Below are 15,468 nucleotides of genomic sequence, written 5' to 3' on the forward strand. Positions count from 1 at the left end.
TGAGTTGACAGTAACCCTCTGTCAGTTGCTGGGCGACTATTCGCCAGGGTTCGCCAGGGTGCGCCACATGGTGTGCCAGGGGACGCCGGGTGTCAGGTAGGAATGCGCCACCCCGACCCGGACCACCTCGGGACATTCCCCAGGGTGCTCCAAGGCGTCCGGGCCGGTGGCGCGGCAACTCGCAGGCACACGAAGGGATCTGTATCGCCCATGTACGCAGCATCGTCCTCCGTGTCCGCCCCGCCCCGGCCGCTGCATTCCCGACAGCCGGGCAGCGGCCCCTACTTGGAGCCCGCGCGGCCGGCGGCCGGGTCGCTCGGCGCCGGCCGGACGCGCCGCGTCCCGGGGTCCGGCACCCAACCGCTCAGCGGGAGACTCGACTTGTCCGGCCCCCAGGGGGCGCAACTGCGCACCGCGATCGCCTCGGTGCACCGCATCTGTCCGGAGTTCAACCCGGTGCAGGTGCTCCGCCGCAGCGGACGCACCGTGCTCCTGGTGGGAACGACAGGGCGCAGCACGGCGATCGCCAAGTGTTTACTGGACCACTCGCCAGTGTGGGCCGAGCGGATCCGGCACGAGATAGCGGCATACCGCTCGTTCGTCCGGCACCGTCCGCCCGTCCGGGCCCCGCGGCTGATCGCCGCGGACCCGGAGGACTGCACGCTGGTGATCGAGCGGATGCAGGGCCGCGTCGCGGCGCTGACCCGGCACCCCGTGGAGCCGCCGCCGCGCGCGGACGTACGGCTCGCGGTCGGTGCGATCGACCGCCTCAACCGGTGGCGTCCGCCGCAGGAGATGTTCGGCAGGCCCCTGGACTACGGCAAGCGGATCTCCCGCTTCCATGAGCTGGGTCTGCTCACCGACCGGGACATGGGTGACCTGCAGAAGCTGCTGCACGGCATCGCGCACTCGGCGGGGCAGCAGGACACCTGGCAGTTCTGTCACGGTGACGCGCTCCTTTCGAACATCCTGCTCTCGCCTGCCGGTCCGGTGTTCGTGGACTGGGAGCACGCGGGCTGGTATCTACCGGGCTACGACCTGGCGACGCTCTGGGCGGTGCTGGGTGACGCACCGGTGGAGCGCCGCGAGATCAGTCAGCGGGCGCAGCACGCGGGGACAGCGGCACGGGACGCGTTCCTGGTCAACCTGATGCTGATCCTGACCCGGGAGATCCGTACGTACGAGATGGCCGTGCAGCGCTCGATGCACGACGCGGCCCCGGCGGCACCGGGCCCGGCCCATCCTGGTGCTGCGCCGTCCGGCGAGGAACAGCGACTGCTGCTCAGGCGGTTGCACGACGACTGCCAGCTGGCCCGACGGGCCGTGCGGGCGGCGGTCGGTACTCGCTGACGGGGATGACGGTCCGCAGTGCGCCTTGGACAGCGGCGCACTGCGGACCTTCGTATGCCTCTGGCGACTACCGAGCGACTATGACGTGGTGAACTGCACCGCGTCTACGTCGAAGGAATTGTCCTGCGTCGACTTGAAGACCACATACAGCTTGTGGGTGCCGGTCAGCGCCTCGACAGGGACGTCCGGAGTTGCCTGATAGGTGTCCCAGCCCCCGGTGTTGGGGACAGGGGTGGTGGCGAGCAGCTTGCCGTCGGGGGCGTCCGCGCGCAGTTCGATGGAGCCGACGCCGTAGGGCGAGGACAGCTTGTAGCTGACCTTGCCGACGCCTTCGACGCTCATCGGGCTGTACGCGATCCAGTCGCCGTTGCTGATGTCGCCGATGCGCTTGCCGTTCTCGGCGCCCGCCTGGGAGACGATGCGGGTTCCTGACTGGTCGTCGTGGTACTCGGCCTGCTTGTGCTTGGGGTGCATGACGGAGCGGCCGTAGCCAGTCAGGGCGCTGACGCCGTCGCCGCCCTTGTCGGTGTACTTGGCGTTGAGCACGTAGGTGAGGTCGGCGCCCTCGGGGTGGCCGCCCAGGTCGCCGGTGTCCACGGTGCCTTCGCAGCCGGGGATGTCGGTGGTGGGGTGCTCGTGGTCGTCGTGGCCGAGGGCCGGGTTGACGGTGACCTTGGTGCAGTCGATCGTGCCGTCCTCGGGGTCGGTGACGGTGACCTTGTAGGGGATCTTGTCGCCGAACTGGATGAGCTTGCCGTCGACCGGGGTCTCGATCGTCACCTTGGGTGCGGTGTTGCCCGCCGTGACGGGGACGTTGGCGTAACCGGACTTGCCGGTGGAGTCGGTGACCTTCAGCTGGGCGTTGAAGTCTCCCTTGGCGTCATAGGTGTGCGAGGGGTTGGCCTCGGTGGAGTCATAGGTTCCGTCGCCGTTGAAGTCCCAGGCGAAGGTGAGCGGATCGCCGTCCGGGTCCTTGCTGCCCTCGCTGGAGAAGTCGACCTTCAGCGGGACGGGGCCGTTGGTGGCGGAGGCCTTGGCCTGGGCGAGCGGGGTGCGCTGGCCCTGGGCGTAGTCGATGCGGTAGAGCCCGGAGTCGTTGTTGCCGCCGCCGAACTCGCTGCCCCACTCCAGGACATAGAGCGAGCCGTCGGGCCCGAAGGTCATGTCCATGGGCTTGGCGAACTTCGCCGACTTCAGGAAGTCGTTGATCTTCAGGAGCTTCTCGTCCTTGTCGAAGCGGATCTCCTTGACCGAGTCGCGGGCCCACTCGTAGAAGAAGCTCGCGCCCTCGAAGTAGGCGGGGAACTTCGTCTTGGAGGGGTTCTTGGGGTCGTAGTGGTAGACGGGGCCGCTCATCGGCGCCGAGCCGCCCGCGCCCATCTCCGGGAACTCCTTGGACTCGCCGTAGCCGTACCAGATCTCCGGCTGCTGCAGCGTCGGCAGGTCCTTCAGGCCGGTGTTGTTCGGCGAGGGGTTGGTGGGCTTGGCGCAGTCGAACTTGGCGCCGACCTTCTGGGTGTCGGGGTCGTAGGGCGCGTACGCCTGGTTGTTGCCGTGGCAGAACGGCCAGCCGTAGTTGCCGGCCTTCTTGATGACGTTGTACTCGACCAGGCCCTCGGGGCCGCGGTCGGTCGTCGGGCCGCCGCGGTCGGGGCCGTAGTCGGAGGCGTGCACATAACCCGTCTTGGGGTCGACGGTGAAGCGGAAGGGGTTGCGGAAGCCCATGGCGTAGATCTCGGGCCGCGTCTTGTCCGTGCCCTTCTCGAAGAGGTTGCCCTTGGGGATGGTGTAGCCGCCGGAGTCCGTCGGCTTGATGCGCAGGATCTTGCCGCGCAGGTCGTTGGTGTTGCCCGCGGTGCGGGCTGCGTCGAGGCGCTCCTTGCCGGGGCGCCAGTCGAGCGGGGCGTAGCCCTGCCAGTTGGGGTCGAGGTTGGGCGGGACGTCGTCGCCGACGCCCAGATAGAGGGTGCGGTCGGGGCCGAACTCGACGGCGCCGCCGGTGTGTCCGGGCTCGGGGAAGCTGCGGTCGCGGTAGGCGGGGACGTCCAGGAGCTTCTTCTCGCTGGCCAGGTCGAGGGTGTTGTCCGCCTTGACCGTGAAGCGGGAGAGGCGGTTGACGTCGTCCTGTGCGCTCGCGGGCGCGTAGTAGAGGTAGAGCCAGCGGTTGTCGGCGAACTTCGGGTCGAGTTCCATGCCGACCAGGCCGTCCTCGCCGCCGGTGTAGACGTCGAGCTTCCCGGCCGTGGAGGTGGAGTGGCTCTTCGGGTCGAAGATCTTCACCTCGCCGCTGCGCTGGACGTAGAAGACCTTGCCGTCCTTGGCGACGTCGAGCTCCATGGGGTCGGCGGTGTTGTCGTCGAGCGCGGTCTTCTCGTAACCGGACCAGACCGTGCCGCCGCAGTCGCCCGCCTTGTTGCCCGAGGCCCACTGGATGCCGCCGAGCACATGCTCGCGGAAGGCGGCTTCGGTGTACGACGCCTTGTCGTGGCCCATGGCGGTGGCCCAGACCTTGCCGCCCTCGGCGTTGCGGCACCAGGAGATGGGGTGGTCGGCGCCCATCGCGGACCCGCCCGGGTTGTACGTCGTCTCGTCGGCGGTGACCAGGACGTGCACGTCGCCGCGGGGATTCTTGTCGAAGTTGTACCACTCCTCCGGGCGCTCCCAGCGCTCCGGAAGAGCCTTCGTGGAGGGGTGGTCGCGGTCGGCGACCTTCGCGGTGCCCTTGAGGACTCCCGGCGAGTGGGCGGGCATATGGGCACCGGCGTTGATGAGCTCGTCCCACCAGGGGAAGGAGTCCTCGACGCCCATGTCGAGGGTGTTGTGCAGCGCGACGACGCCCTTGCCGCTCTTCACGTACTTCTTCATGGCGTCGCGCTGGGCGTCGGTGTCCCAGACCATTCCGGAGTTCTGCAGCATGATGATGACGTCGAAGTCCTTGAGCTTCGCGTCGTCGAAGACGGTGGCGTCGTCGGTCTGGACGACCTCGAAGTTGTTCGCCGCGGCCTGTTCCTTGACCATCTGGATGCCGGCCGGGATCGAGTCGTGGACGTAGCCGACGGCCTTGGTGAAGAGCAGGGCGCGGAAGGCGGGGTCCTTGTCGGCCGCGGTTGCTCCGGATCCTGGCAGGAAGCCCACGGTGAGGAGCAGTGCCGCAAGCAGGGCGACGACCCCTCTTCGTAGGCTCCTTAAGGCGTGAATGTCACGAGCATGACAGCTCATGAGCGGTTCCTCTCTGTGTGGACGGGGTGCGGGTGCCTGGTGCCGGAATCAGAGGGCCGCGAGTGTGCGGCGCAGAAAGCCGAGGCCGTCGGTGGCTAGGGCGTCCTGGGTGGGTGCGAGGGGGCGCCAGACGGAGGCGGCGACGGCGATGGCGTCGTTGTGGGCGGTGAACGACTCGATGCAGAGGGTGCCTTGGTAGCCGGACTCGCTCAGGGCCCGCAGAAAGCCGGGCCAGTCGAGGTGGTCGGCGCCGGGCGCGCCGCGGTCGTTGGCGCACACCTGGACATGGGCGATGCGGCCGGCCGCCGCGCGGACCGCGTCCGGCAGCGTGTGTTCCTCGATGTTCTGGTGGTACGTGTCGAGCGCGACGCCGATCGCGTCCTCGGGCAGGCCTTCGAGGCCGGTGAGGGTCTGGGCGACGGTGTTGAACAGGCTCGTCTCGTAGCGGTTGAGGGGTTCGACGGCAATGCGCACCCCGGCGCGGGCCGCGTACTCGACGACCGGCGCGATGTGCGCGCGCCATTCCTCGTACGTCGCCGAGCGCTCCGCCCGGTCCATGCGCCAGGTGCGGCCGACCGCCGCGTACACGGGTCCCGCCACCACGGGGGCGCCGATCGCATGGGCGGCGTCGACACAGCGGCGCAGGTAGTCCTGGGTGGCGCGGACCATGGCCTGGTCGGCGCGGACCAGGTTCCGCCGGCCGGGCATGACGGCGACGACGGCGGCCGGCGTCAGGCCCGTGGCGTCCAGGAGCTTGGCGGCGGCCGCGGGCTCCCAGTCGTCGGCGTTTTCGAGGGGCAGCTCCACGCAGTCGAAGCCCAAGACCGCCAGACGGGGCAGGGTTTCGTTGAGCACTTCACCGGAGACCGGCGAGTGCCAGATCCAGGGGTTCGCCCCCAACTGCCAGGCTGTGTATGTCACTTCTTCTTCCAGTCCTTGGGGTAGCCCGGCATGTCCTGGCATCCGCACATCGCGTAGTGCAGCGGCGGCATGCTGTCCTGGAGGTACTCGTCCAGGTTTTCCTGGGTGACGGTCGGCTGCGGCAGCTTCCACTCCTTGGGCACCTGTTTTCCGTCCAGGATCCGCAGGGCCGCGATGACCGGCGTACGCCACTGGAAGGTCGGGTAGGTGGGGGCGATCGCGGTGAGCTTCTTGTCCTTCCAGGCCTCCAGGAAGTCCTGCTGGTCCTCGCCGGTGATCGGCGGGACGTCGACGCCCGCGTCCTCGAAGGCCTCGACGGCGGCGACGGCCGTGGCGCCGGAGTCCATCCAGACGCCGTCGATGGAGCCGTGCCGGGAGATGGCGTCGGAGACGATCGACTTGGTCTTGGCGGGGTCCCCGTCGGTGAACTTGGCGTCCACGACGTCCAGTTCACTCTTGTCGAAGGCCAGCTTCGCCGCCGACCAGCGGGTCTCCAGGACGTCCACGCCGGGCGAGATGCGCAGGGCGAGGATCTTCCCCTTGGGCTTGACCTTGTCGACAAGGAAGTCGGCGGCGACCGCGCCGTAGCCGTATCCGCCGATCGGGTTGACGAAGGTGACCGCGCAGTCGGTCTCCACGCCTCGGTCGAAGACGATGACGGGCAGCTTGCCGCAGGCCTCCTTCACGGCGGGGGTGAGGGTGGCGGTGGTGTTCGGCGAGACGATCAGCGCGTCGCAGTCCTCGTTCCCGGCCAGCTCCTGGATGTCGGAGATCTGCTTGTCGTCCTTGCCCTGGGCGTCCAGGACGGTGAAGTCGCTGATCTCCTTGTGGAGTTTCACTTCGGCCTTCATGTTCTTCAGGCCGACCTGCCGCCAGGGGTTGAAGACTCCGGCGTTGGAGAAGCAGAGGTGGGTGCCGCCCGAGCCCTTCTTCTTGTACTGGGCGGTGTCGGCCATCTTCGGTTCGAGCATCTGCTCCCAGGGCTTGTCGGCCGGGCCCTGGGGAGTCTCCTTGCCCAGCGCCAACTGGCGGTCGTACTCGGCCTGTTCGAAGAACTTGGAGGGTTTGTCGCCCTGCTCCGACGAGCCGCTCTGCGAGGCCCCGGCCGGCGCGTCGGGCGGCGTGTCGCTGGAACAGGAGGCGAGCAGCGCGCCCGCGAGGACGGCGGCAGCGGGCGCGAGCGCGCGCCTGCGGTTCGGGTGGATGTGCGTCACGAGGGTCTGCCTCCTGAGGAGTGGGTACGACGGCGGCGCAGCCGGGACCAGTCGGCGGCCCCGAGCCCGACCGCGGCGATGACGATGACGCCCTGGACGGTGGATTCCAGGGCGCCCGATACGCCCTGCAGGTTGAGCAGCGTGAACAGGGCCTGCAGCGAGAAGGCGCCGGCCATCGCGGCGACGACACTGCCCCGTCCGCCGCCGAGCACGACCCCGCCGAGGACCACGGCGGTGATCGCCTCGAACTCGTAGCCGCGCCCTGCCTGCGCGGACACCCCGGAGAAGCCGCCGACGAGGACGGCGGCCAGCGCGGCGGCCGCACCGGACAGCACGAAGGCGATGACGCGAGCGCGGTGGACACGCACCCCCGCGAGGGCGGCGGCTCGTTCGCTGTCCCCGGTGGCGACGAGCGTGCGGCCGAAGTCGGAGCGCATGAGCAGCACGGCGACGCAGCCCGCGACGAGGCAGGCGAGGACGGCCCAGGGCAGCCAGCCCATGGCGGTGCCACGCCCCAACTGCCGGAAGCCTTCCGACAGTTGGCCGTGCGGTGAGCCGCCCGTCCAGTAGAAGACGGCGCCCTCCAGGATCAGCATCATGCCGAGCGTGGTGATGAAGGAGGGCACTCTCAGACGGGTGGTGATCAGCCCGTTGACCAGGCCGGTGAACGCCCCCGCGAGCAGCAGTCCGGCGGTGATGAGCAGCCACGGCGCGTTCGGGAACGAGCCGTAGACCTCCGCCGCAGCGACGACGCCCGCCGTGACGATCGCCCCGACGGACAGGTCGAACTCGCCGCAGACGATGACCAGATACTGCCCGGCGGCGAGGATCACCAGAGGCGCGGCTCGCTTGACGAAGGCGAGGAAGCGGTCGGGTTCGTAGAAGCCGGGGTCGGTGGCGGCGAGCGCGACGAGGAGCACCACGAGCAGGGCGTAGACGGGCGCTCCGCTGCCGAGGGAGCGAACAACTCTCTTGTACGGAGCGGCCGTTGCCGTCTGGCTGCTCATGCGGACCTCCTGCTGCCGCGCCGGGCGTAGATCGCGACGGCGGCGATGATGACGATGCCGCGGACCACGTTCTTGAAGAACGGGTCGACGCCTAGCTGGTTGAAGACGGAGTCGAGCACGGCGAGCACCAGGACCCCGCCGAGGGTGCCCGCCACTCCCCCGCGGCCGCCCGCGAGGACGGTGCCGCCGAGCACGACGGCGGCGATCGACTCCAGGTCGTAGCGGGCCTCGGTGCCCGCCCAGGGGGCGCCGGCGCCGAGCCGTGAGGCGAGGAAGAGGGCGGCGGCGCCCACGCAGAGCGAGCACAGGACGTGGGCGGCGATGATCGTGCGCCGGGTGCGGACACCGGACAGGCGCGCCGCGTGTTCGTCGCCGCCCGTCGCGTACAGATGATGTCCGAAGCGGGTGCGGCGGGTGACGAGCCACATCGCTGCGGCGACGGCGGCGAGCAGGAAGACCGAGACGGGGACCGGGCCCATCCGGTCGTAGCCCAGATGCTGGAAGGAGGCGGGGACCTTGCCCGCCGGGCCGGTGTAGTTGTCCTCGATCCAGCCGCGCAGGATGTACGCGGTGCCGAGCGTCGCGATGAACGCGTTGACCTTGAGGCCGGTGACGATGAGGCCGTTGGCGAGTCCGACGGCCGCCGACAGGGCGAGGACGGCGAGCACCGCGGTGACGACGCTGCCGTCCTCCATGGTGGTGGCGGCGACCAGCGTGCCGAGGCTGATGAGGTAGGCCACCGACAGGTCGAGCGAGCCGGTGAGGATGACGGCGGTCTGGCCGACGGCGACCAGGCCGAGGGCGACGCAGTTCTGGAGGATGCCGACGACGTTCGACACGGTGAGGAAGTCGCCGCCGCGCGCGGCGACCACGATCCAGCCGAGCACGGTGACGGCGGCGGCCGCGAGCCAGACGCCGACGGCCGGGTCGGTGAGCCGACCGCGCGGTACGGCACGGGACTTCACTGCGGGCGGCGGGGCGACGGTGGTGCCGGTGGTACCGCTCACGCGGCGGGCTCCTCTCCGGAGGAGTCGGACAGGGCGGACGGGCCGGTCGTGGCGAGCCGCATCACGTCCTCCTCGGCGGCGCCCGCCGGGAGCTCCCCGACGATGCGGCCATCGGACATGACGAGGATGCGGTCGCTCATCCCGATGAGTTCGGGCAGCTCGGAGGAGACGATCAGGACGGCGATGCCCTCGCGGGCCAGCTCGCGCACGAGGGTGTGGATGGCGGCCTTGGCGCCGACGTCCACGCCCCGGGTCGGCTCGTCGAAGAGCAGGACGCGGGGGCGGGCGGCGAGCCACTTGGCGATGACGACCTTCTGCTGGTTGCCGCCGGAGAGGTATTGGGCCTGCTGGTCCTCGCCGCGTGCCTGGAGCTTGACGCGTTCAAGGAGCGCAGTGAGTTCGCGGGCCGCGGGCGGGCCTTCGCGGGCGGGGACGGCGCGCGTGACGAGGAGGGCGTTGTCCCGCACGGACTGGCGCAGGGCGAGCCCCTCGGCCTTGCGGTCCTCGGTCACCAGGGCGATCCCCGCGCGGATGGCCTGCCGCGGAGTGGTGGGCCGCAGGGCGTCGCCGCCCACCGTCATGGCCCCGCCGGTGAACGGTGCGGCGCCGAACAGGGCCCGCGCCAGGGACGTACGGCCGGAGCCTTCGAGGCCCGCGATGCCGGTGACCTCGCCGGCCCGCAGCGTCAGGTCGATGCCGCGGAGCCGGTCGTTGCCGCCGCCGGTGACCGTGAGGCGGACCTCGCCGATGTCCTCGGGGCCAGCGCGCGGTGGGTAGTAGGCGCTCAGCTCCCGGCCCACCATGGCGCGTACGACCTGGTCGGTGTCCGTGTCGGCGGTGGGCACGGTCGTGACGTGACGGCCGTCCTTCAACACCGTGATGCGCTGCGAGAGTTCGAAGACCTCCCGCAGCCGGTGCGAGATGTACAGGATGCCCAGGCCACGGCCCGCGAGGCGGCGCACGAGGTCGTGCAGGAGGCCCGCCTCGTGGTCGGCGAGCGGTGCGGTCGGCTCGTCCATGACCAGGACGCGGACGTCGGATGCGAGCGCCTTGACGATCTCGACGGTCTGCTGCCGGGCGACGGACAGATCACGGACGTACGTGCGTGGCGTGATGCCCGATACGCCCACCGCCGCGAGCAGTTCGGCCGTACGCGCCTCCATCGCGCGGCGGTCGACGAGGCCGTAGCGGGTCGGCTCGCGGCCCAGGAAGACGTTCTCGGCGACCGTGCGGTGCGCGAGCAGCGCGAACTCCTGGTGGATGATGCCGATTCCGGCGGCCTGGGCCTGCGCGGGGTGGCTGAAGGAATGCTCTGTTCCGTCGAGCACGATGCTGCCCTCGTCCGGTACGTGTTCGCCCGCCAGGACCTTCATCAAGGTGGACTTGCCCGCGCCGTTCTCCCCGACCAGCGCGTGCACCTCACCCGCGGCGAGGTCGAGCGAGACGCCGTGCAGCACCCGCACTCCGAGAAAGCTCTTGGACACCCCGCGCATCGCCAACATCACTTGCGTCGCCTGCATCGCCTGCACCCTCGGCTCCTTCGGCAGCGGTCTGCAGAGCAATGTGATGAGCGAGCTTTGACCTGTCAAGGTCTCAAGCAGCTTTCCTTATACGGCAGTTGACGGTTACTTAGGTCGATCGCCGAACACCATCAGCCTTGTGAGCAGCGGAAGTCGTCCCTATGGTGGCTGCCATGTCTGGAGCGCCGGATCACCCCGTTTCCCTGCCGTCGTCGCCCGGCGAGGTCCTCGCCCTGATCCGGACGGGGGCCGCGGAGACCCGCGCCGACATCGCCCGGCTCACGGGGCTCGCGCGGTCGACGGTCTCGCAGCGGGTGGACGCGCTCATCGCGCACGACTACGTCATCGAGGAGGCCGACGGCGGTTCGACGGGCGGCAGACCGCCCCGGCGGCTGCGCCTGCGCACGCGCGAACACGCCGTAGCCGGCGTCGACTTGGGGGCGTCGCACTGCCGGGTCGCGCTGCTCGACATCGGCGGCGAGATGCTCGCCCTGCGCGAGGATCCGCTCTCCATCGCGGACGGCCCGCAGGAGGTGCTCGGCCATGTCGAGCGGACGCTGAACTCCCTGCTCAAGGAGGCCGACCGGGACGCCGCGTCGTTGCAGTCCATCGGGGTCGGCGTGCCGGGTCCCGTGGAATTCTCCACGGGCCGTCCGGTGGATCCGCCGATCATGCCGGGCTGGCACCAGTACCCGATCCCCGAGTTCTTCGCCGAGCGGTTCGGCGCGCGGGCCCTCGTCGACAACGACGTGAACGTGATGGCCCTCGCCGAGCAGCGCCGCGCCTTCCCCGACACCCGCTATCTGCTCTACATCAAGGTGGGCACCGGCATCGGCTGCGGCATCGTCGCGGACGGCCGGCTGCACCGGGGCGCGCAGGGCAGCGCGGGCGACATCGGGCACATCCGGGTCGGCGACACCGAGGAGCCCTGCCGGTGCGGCAACTCCGGCTGCCTGGAGGCCGTCGCGGGTGGCGCGGCGATCGCCCGCAAGCTCTCCGCTCTCGGCCTGGAGGCAGCATCAGGCAGCGATGTCGTACGCCTGGTGAAGTCAGGGAACCGCGACGCCGTCCGCATGGTGCGTGAGGCGGGCCGCGCGGTGGGCGAGGTGCTCGCGGGTCTGGTGAACTTCTTCAACCCCGACACGGTGGTGGTCGGCGGCGCGCTGGCCGCCGTCCACGACCAACTCCTCGCGGGCGTACGGGAAGCGGTGTATCGGCGCTCGCACCCGCTGGCCACCCATGTGCTGCGCATCGAGCCGAGCCGCACGGGCGAGAACGCGGCGGCGGTGGGCGCCGGCATCCTCGCGGTGGAGCACGCGTTGTCGCCGCGGCAGGTGGACCGCGTCCTCGCGGGCGGTGAAGCCAGACGCTGAGGGACGGAGGCGGCCGTCGGAAGACGGCCGCCTCCTTACGCTCCCGAACCCCTGTCAGGCCTGCGCACCATAGGCCTGGACAGGCTTCTTCAGGCTCGAATTGACGGAGGTGCAGTAGGCGTACGAGGTGGTCCCCGCGGCCGCCTTGGCACCCTGGGCCCACTTGCCGTTCTTGCACTTCGCGACGGCGATGAAGGGTCCGCCGCCGGTGCACTTCACACCCGCGGTGTTGTTGTCGTTCCACACCAGCTTGCACCGGAAGGCACGGGTGTCGTCCGGCGCCGCCGACGCCGTCGCAGCGGTGGCGGTCAAGCCCGAGGCTGCCAGCGCCACGACGGCGAACGTACTGGCGATCACACGCTTCATCGGTTCTTCCCCCTTCGATTCACGGAAGCCGGAGGTCGTCCCGGCCACCAACGAAGCTAGGTCAGGCCCCGCGCCGTGGCGTCAACTCCTGGTTGGGCATCGGGTAAACCCTGGCCGTAGACCGGACAAGCACCATGCAACACCGGCCAACCCGTCAACTGCCCTGTATCGCCGGGGGACTTGCGACCGTAACTTCGGGCTATGTCCCTCAACGACGCACAGCAGATCGACCGGGCCAACGCAGCGACCGACCGCGTGCCCGTCGTGTTCGTGCACGGTTTGTGGATGCTGCCCAGCAGCTGGGATCTGTGGACCGCGCACTTCGAGGCGGCCGGGTATGTGCCCGTCGCGCTGTCCTGGCCCGACGACCCGGACACGGTGTCCGAGGCCAGGGAGCGCCCCGAGGCCTTCGCGGGGAAGACCGTCGGACGTATCGCCGACCATCTCGCCGGGCTCATCGACGGCCTGGAGCGCAAACCCGCGATCGTCGGGCACTCGGTCGGCGGGCTGCTCACGCAGATCCTCGCGGGGCGTGGCCTTAGCGCCGCGTCGGTGGCGATCGATCCGGCGCCGTTCCGCGGCATCATGGCGCTGCCGCTGTCGACGCTGCGCTCCCTGCGCCCCATGATCGCCAACCCGGCCAACCGGAAGCGCGCACTGCCGCTGACCTTCGAGCAGTTCCGATACGCGTACGCCAACGCGGTCAGTGAGCGGGAGGCCAGGGAGCTGTACGAGAAGTTCGCCGTCCCCGCCCCGTGCGCGCCGCCGTTCCAGGCCGCGGCCGCGAACCTCAATCCGTGGACCGAGGTGAAGGTCGACTGCCGCAATCCCCGGCGCGGTCCGCTCCTGATCATCTCCGGCGAGAAGGACCATGCCGTGCCCTGGGCGCTCGCCAACGGCGCGTACAAGAAGCAGCAGCAGAACTCCGGCGTCACGGAGATCACCGAGCTGCCGGGCCGCGACCACGCGCTGATCATCGACAGCCGCTGGCAGGAGGTCGCCGACACGGCACTGGCCTTCGTACGCCGCTTCGTCTGACCGCCCCGGCCTCCCGAGAGGACACCCGTATGGGCACGTTCACCACCGTCGACGGGACCACGATCCACTACAAGGACTGGGGCGAGGGCCGCCCGGTCGTCTTCAGCCACGGCTGGCCGCTCAACGCGGACGCCTGGGACAACCAGCTGCGTCTTGTCGCCGAGAGCGGCTTCCGCGCCATCGCGCACGACCGCCGCGGCCATGGCCGTTCGGGCCAGCCGTGGCTGGGCAACGACATGGACACCTACGCCGACGACCTCGCGCAGCTCGTCTGGAACCTGGATCTGCGGGAAGCGGTTCTGGTGGGGCACTCGACGGGCGGCGGGGAGGTCGTCCGCAGCATCGGCCGGCACGGCACCGACCGGATCGCCAAGGTGGTGCTCCTCGGCGCCGTTCCGCCGCTCATGCTGCGGACACCGGCCAACCCGGAGGGCCTGCCCCGCGAGGTGTTCGACACCATCCGGGAACGCGTGCGCACCGACCGCTCGCAGTTCTACCGCGAGTTGAGCGAGAGCTTCTACGGCGCGAACCGGCCGGGGTCGGCCGTGTCGCGGGGCACCCGGGACGCCTTCTGGCTGCAGAGCATGCAGGCCGGCGTGAAGGCGGCGTACGACTGTGTGGGCGAGTTCTCCGAGACGGACTTCACCGAGGACCTGCGGCGCCTCGACGTGCCCACGCTGATCGCGCACGGCGACGACGACCAGATCGTGCCCATCGTGGCCTCGGCCCACAAGTCGGCCCACCTGGTCAAGGACGCGGCCCTGAAGGTCTACCCGGGCGCCCCGCACGGTCTGACGGGCGCGTTCGAGGAGGCTTTCAACACGGACCTGCTTGAGTTCCTCAGCTCTTGAACTCGCCCGGCTCTCCCAACTCGCCCTGGTCGCACAGCCGCTCGCACAGTGACCAGACGGCGTAGCGGGTACGGGGATCGGTGGCGAAGTCCGGCCACGGGACGCGGCGGCATCGGGTGTCGAAGTAGGCGCCGGTGACGCCTGCGAGCTCCGGGCTCGTGGCGAGGTGGATGCTGGAGCGGGCGGGCTTGGCGAGGTCGGCGAGCAGGATCGGCCCGAGGAGCCGGACGAGGGGCGCGGCAGGGCGGTACAGGCGGGGGAACGCGCGCATCGGCGTCGCCTGGTTGCCCGGCGTGTAGGCGTGTCCGGGGTAGGCCACGTTGACGGTGACGCCGCCGTCCGCGGTCCGCTGCGCGTACTCGTAACTCACCGCCATGAGCTGGGCCTTGGTGTGGTTGTACTGACCGAAGGTCCAGCCGATGAAGGCCTTCTCCGCCTGGAGATTGTCCGGGTCGACGGGGCCGCGCGGGATGCCGCCGGTGAGGTTGATGACGCGGGCGGCCGGCGCCTTCCGCAGGTGCGGCATGAGCAGCCGGGTGAGGGCGAAGGGCGCGAGGACGTTCGCCGCGAAGGCGGTCTCCACGCCGTCGGCGGTCAGCCGGCGCTCGGCCGGGCTCATGCCGAAGTTGTTGACGAGTACGTCGAGTCGCGGGTGCCCGGCGTTCACCGCGTCGGCCACCCGCAGCAGCCCCGCACGCAGCGTCAGATCGGCGGCCACCGCCTCCACCCGCCCGCCGCCGCCCTCACGTTCGAGCTCGCGCACGGCGTCGGCGGCCCGCCCGGGATCGCGACCCACCAGGATCACGTGCGCGCCGCGCCTGACGAGTCCGCGGGCCGTTTCCTTGCCGATGCCTCCGGTGCCGCCGGTGATCAGCGCGGTCGTGCCGTGCAGGGTCGTCATGTCCGCCTCCATCTCCACCACTTCCGAAAATGCGTCACTCGGTGACACGTTAGGCAGTCGGTGAATCAAAGTAAACTCCGGTGCATGTATAGCCGAGCAAGCACCGAGAGCCCGGAGAGCGGCGGGCTGCGGGCTCGCGCCCGACGCACCATGCGGGCCGAACTGGCCGCGCTCGCCCTTGAGTTGTTCACCGAGCGCGGCTTCGACGAGACGACCGTCGAGGACATCGCCCGCGCCGCAGGACTGTCGAAGCGGAGCTTCTTCCGGTACTTCCCGTCCAAGGAGGACGTGGTCTTCGGCGCCGTCGAGTCGATGGCGCAGGACGTCGCTGAGGAGGTGCGCGGCCGCCCCGCCGACGAGGCGCCCTGGGACTGCCTCCATCAGGTGCTGCGCGCATGGCAGCAGCGGATCCACAGCTCCGGGCAGGAGTTGGCCGAGCTCACGCTCATCGAGGCCACGCCGTCACTGCGGGCCCGGCTGCACCAGCGGCGTGACGCGATGCGCGCCCAGGTCGCCGAGGCGCTCGCGCAGCGCCCGGGCGCGAAGCTGGACGCCCTCACCGCCGACGTCCTGACCTCGGCTGCGGCCGCGGCACTTGACGCGGCGGACCGGGAGTGGCTGCGCTCGGGCGGTACGGCGGACCGCGCCACGCTGGTCGACCGGGCATTCGCGACACTGCGGCCCTGAGAGGGGTCAGGGGC

Annotated in this window: 13 protein-coding genes; 5 read left to right on the plus strand and 8 right to left on the minus strand. The window is 70.2% G+C overall.

Annotated elements, in window-relative coordinates; all coding sequences use genetic code 11:
• The first annotated feature begins 210 nt into the window (after positions 1–210).
• Positions 211–1,350, plus strand: coding sequence for an aminoglycoside phosphotransferase family protein (locus AB0G47_RS33545; RefSeq protein WP_360777676.1), 1,140 nt, complete (start codon positions 211–213; stop codon positions 1,348–1,350).
• Between the two features lie 78 nt (positions 1,351–1,428).
• On the opposite strand, the gene AB0G47_RS33550 is transcribed toward AB0G47_RS33545, so the two are convergent.
• From AB0G47_RS33550 to AB0G47_RS33575, 6 genes are read right to left on the minus strand one after another with little or no spacing between them, the layout of a single operon-like run.
• Positions 1,429–4,569, minus strand: coding sequence for a ThuA domain-containing protein (locus tag AB0G47_RS33550; RefSeq protein WP_360777678.1), 3,141 nt, complete (start codon positions 4,567–4,569; stop codon positions 1,429–1,431).
• Positions 4,570–4,617: 48 nt separating this feature from the next.
• Positions 4,618–5,490 carry a sugar phosphate isomerase/epimerase family protein gene (locus AB0G47_RS33555; RefSeq protein ID WP_360777680.1) on the minus strand — a complete coding sequence of 291 codons (873 nt, stop codon included), beginning with the start codon at positions 5,488–5,490 and terminating at the stop codon, positions 4,618–4,620.
• The gene (locus tag AB0G47_RS33560; protein WP_360777784.1) at positions 5,487–6,695 is read right to left on the minus strand and encodes a substrate-binding domain-containing protein; all 1,209 of its coding nucleotides are present in this window, start codon (positions 6,693–6,695) and stop codon (positions 5,487–5,489) included. Before AB0G47_RS33560 ends, AB0G47_RS33555 begins: the two co-directional genes overlap by 4 nt.
• Before the next feature lie 5 nt (positions 6,696–6,700).
• Positions 6,701–7,711, minus strand: coding sequence for an ABC transporter permease (locus tag AB0G47_RS33565; RefSeq protein WP_360777682.1), 1,011 nt, complete (start codon positions 7,709–7,711; stop codon positions 6,701–6,703).
• Positions 7,708–8,676 (minus strand): ABC transporter permease, encoded by a 969-nt coding sequence (locus AB0G47_RS33570; RefSeq protein ID WP_360777786.1) that lies wholly within the window; start codon positions 8,674–8,676, stop codon positions 7,708–7,710. The genes AB0G47_RS33565 and AB0G47_RS33570 overlap by 4 nt, the downstream gene beginning before the upstream one ends.
• Before the next feature lie 38 nt (positions 8,677–8,714).
• On the minus strand, positions 8,715–10,220 hold the full coding sequence (locus tag AB0G47_RS33575) for a sugar ABC transporter ATP-binding protein (protein ID WP_360777788.1): 1,506 nt from the start codon (positions 10,218–10,220) through the stop codon (positions 8,715–8,717).
• Between the two features lie 191 nt (positions 10,221–10,411).
• On the opposite strand from AB0G47_RS33575, the gene AB0G47_RS33580 reads away from it, so the two are divergent.
• The gene (locus AB0G47_RS33580) at positions 10,412–11,611 is read left to right on the plus strand and encodes an ROK family transcriptional regulator (RefSeq protein ID WP_360777684.1); all 1,200 of its coding nucleotides are present in this window, start codon (positions 10,412–10,414) and stop codon (positions 11,609–11,611) included.
• A 54-nt stretch (positions 11,612–11,665) separates the two neighbouring features.
• Here the strand turns inward: AB0G47_RS33580 and AB0G47_RS33585 are convergent, their stop codons facing one another.
• Positions 11,666–11,977, minus strand: a complete 312-nt coding sequence (locus AB0G47_RS33585; protein WP_360777686.1) for a hypothetical protein — start codon at positions 11,975–11,977, stop codon at positions 11,666–11,668.
• A gap of 201 nt (positions 11,978–12,178) precedes the next feature.
• Here AB0G47_RS33585 and AB0G47_RS33590 point away from each other — a divergent pair, with 201 nt between their 5' ends.
• Entirely contained in the window at positions 12,179–13,015 is an 837-nt protein-coding gene (locus AB0G47_RS33590) for an alpha/beta hydrolase (RefSeq protein WP_360777688.1), read from the plus strand.
• Positions 13,016–13,044: 29 nt separating this feature from the next.
• Positions 13,045–13,866, plus strand: coding sequence for an alpha/beta hydrolase (locus AB0G47_RS33595; RefSeq protein WP_360777690.1), 822 nt, complete (start codon positions 13,045–13,047; stop codon positions 13,864–13,866).
• Here the strand turns inward: AB0G47_RS33595 and AB0G47_RS33600 are convergent.
• Entirely contained in the window at positions 13,856–14,767 is a 912-nt protein-coding gene (locus AB0G47_RS33600) for an SDR family NAD(P)-dependent oxidoreductase (RefSeq protein WP_360777693.1), read from the minus strand. The genes AB0G47_RS33595 and AB0G47_RS33600 overlap by 11 nt on opposite strands.
• Positions 14,768–14,851: 84 nt before the next feature.
• Between AB0G47_RS33600 and AB0G47_RS33605 the strand changes: the two genes are divergently transcribed.
• Entirely contained in the window at positions 14,852–15,454 is a 603-nt protein-coding gene (locus AB0G47_RS33605) for a TetR family transcriptional regulator (protein WP_360777694.1), read from the plus strand.
• The last annotated feature ends 14 nt before the right edge of the window (positions 15,455–15,468 follow it).

Source organism: Streptomyces sp. NPDC021622 (genome assembly GCF_040640795.1).
Taxonomy (GTDB): domain Bacteria; phylum Actinomycetota; class Actinomycetes; order Streptomycetales; family Streptomycetaceae; genus Streptomyces.

Bases quoted from the DNA above. Each gene is read 5' to 3' on its own strand.
- AB0G47_RS33550 (WP_360777678.1), bottom strand. From the start codon at position 4,569: ATGAGCTGTCATGCTCGTGACATTCACGCCTTAAGGAGCCTACGAAGA.
- AB0G47_RS33605 (WP_360777694.1), top strand. From the start codon at position 14,852: ATGTATAGCCGAGCAAGCACCGAGAGCCCGGAGAGCGGCGGGCTGCGG.
- AB0G47_RS33545 (WP_360777676.1), top strand. From the start codon at position 211: ATGTACGCAGCATCGTCCTCCGTGTCCGCCCCGCCCCGGCCGCTGCAT.
- AB0G47_RS33575 (WP_360777788.1), bottom strand. From the start codon at position 10,220: ATGTTGGCGATGCGCGGGGTGTCCAAGAGCTTTCTCGGAGTGCGGGTG.
- AB0G47_RS33585 (WP_360777686.1), bottom strand. From the start codon at position 11,977: ATGAAGCGTGTGATCGCCAGTACGTTCGCCGTCGTGGCGCTGGCAGCC.
- AB0G47_RS33595 (WP_360777690.1), top strand. From the start codon at position 13,045: ATGGGCACGTTCACCACCGTCGACGGGACCACGATCCACTACAAGGAC.
- AB0G47_RS33565 (WP_360777682.1), bottom strand. From the start codon at position 7,711: ATGAGCAGCCAGACGGCAACGGCCGCTCCGTACAAGAGAGTTGTTCGC.
- AB0G47_RS33600 (WP_360777693.1), bottom strand. From the start codon at position 14,767: ATGACGACCCTGCACGGCACGACCGCGCTGATCACCGGCGGCACCGGA.
- AB0G47_RS33580 (WP_360777684.1), top strand. From the start codon at position 10,412: ATGTCTGGAGCGCCGGATCACCCCGTTTCCCTGCCGTCGTCGCCCGGC.
- AB0G47_RS33590 (WP_360777688.1), top strand. From the start codon at position 12,179: ATGTCCCTCAACGACGCACAGCAGATCGACCGGGCCAACGCAGCGACC.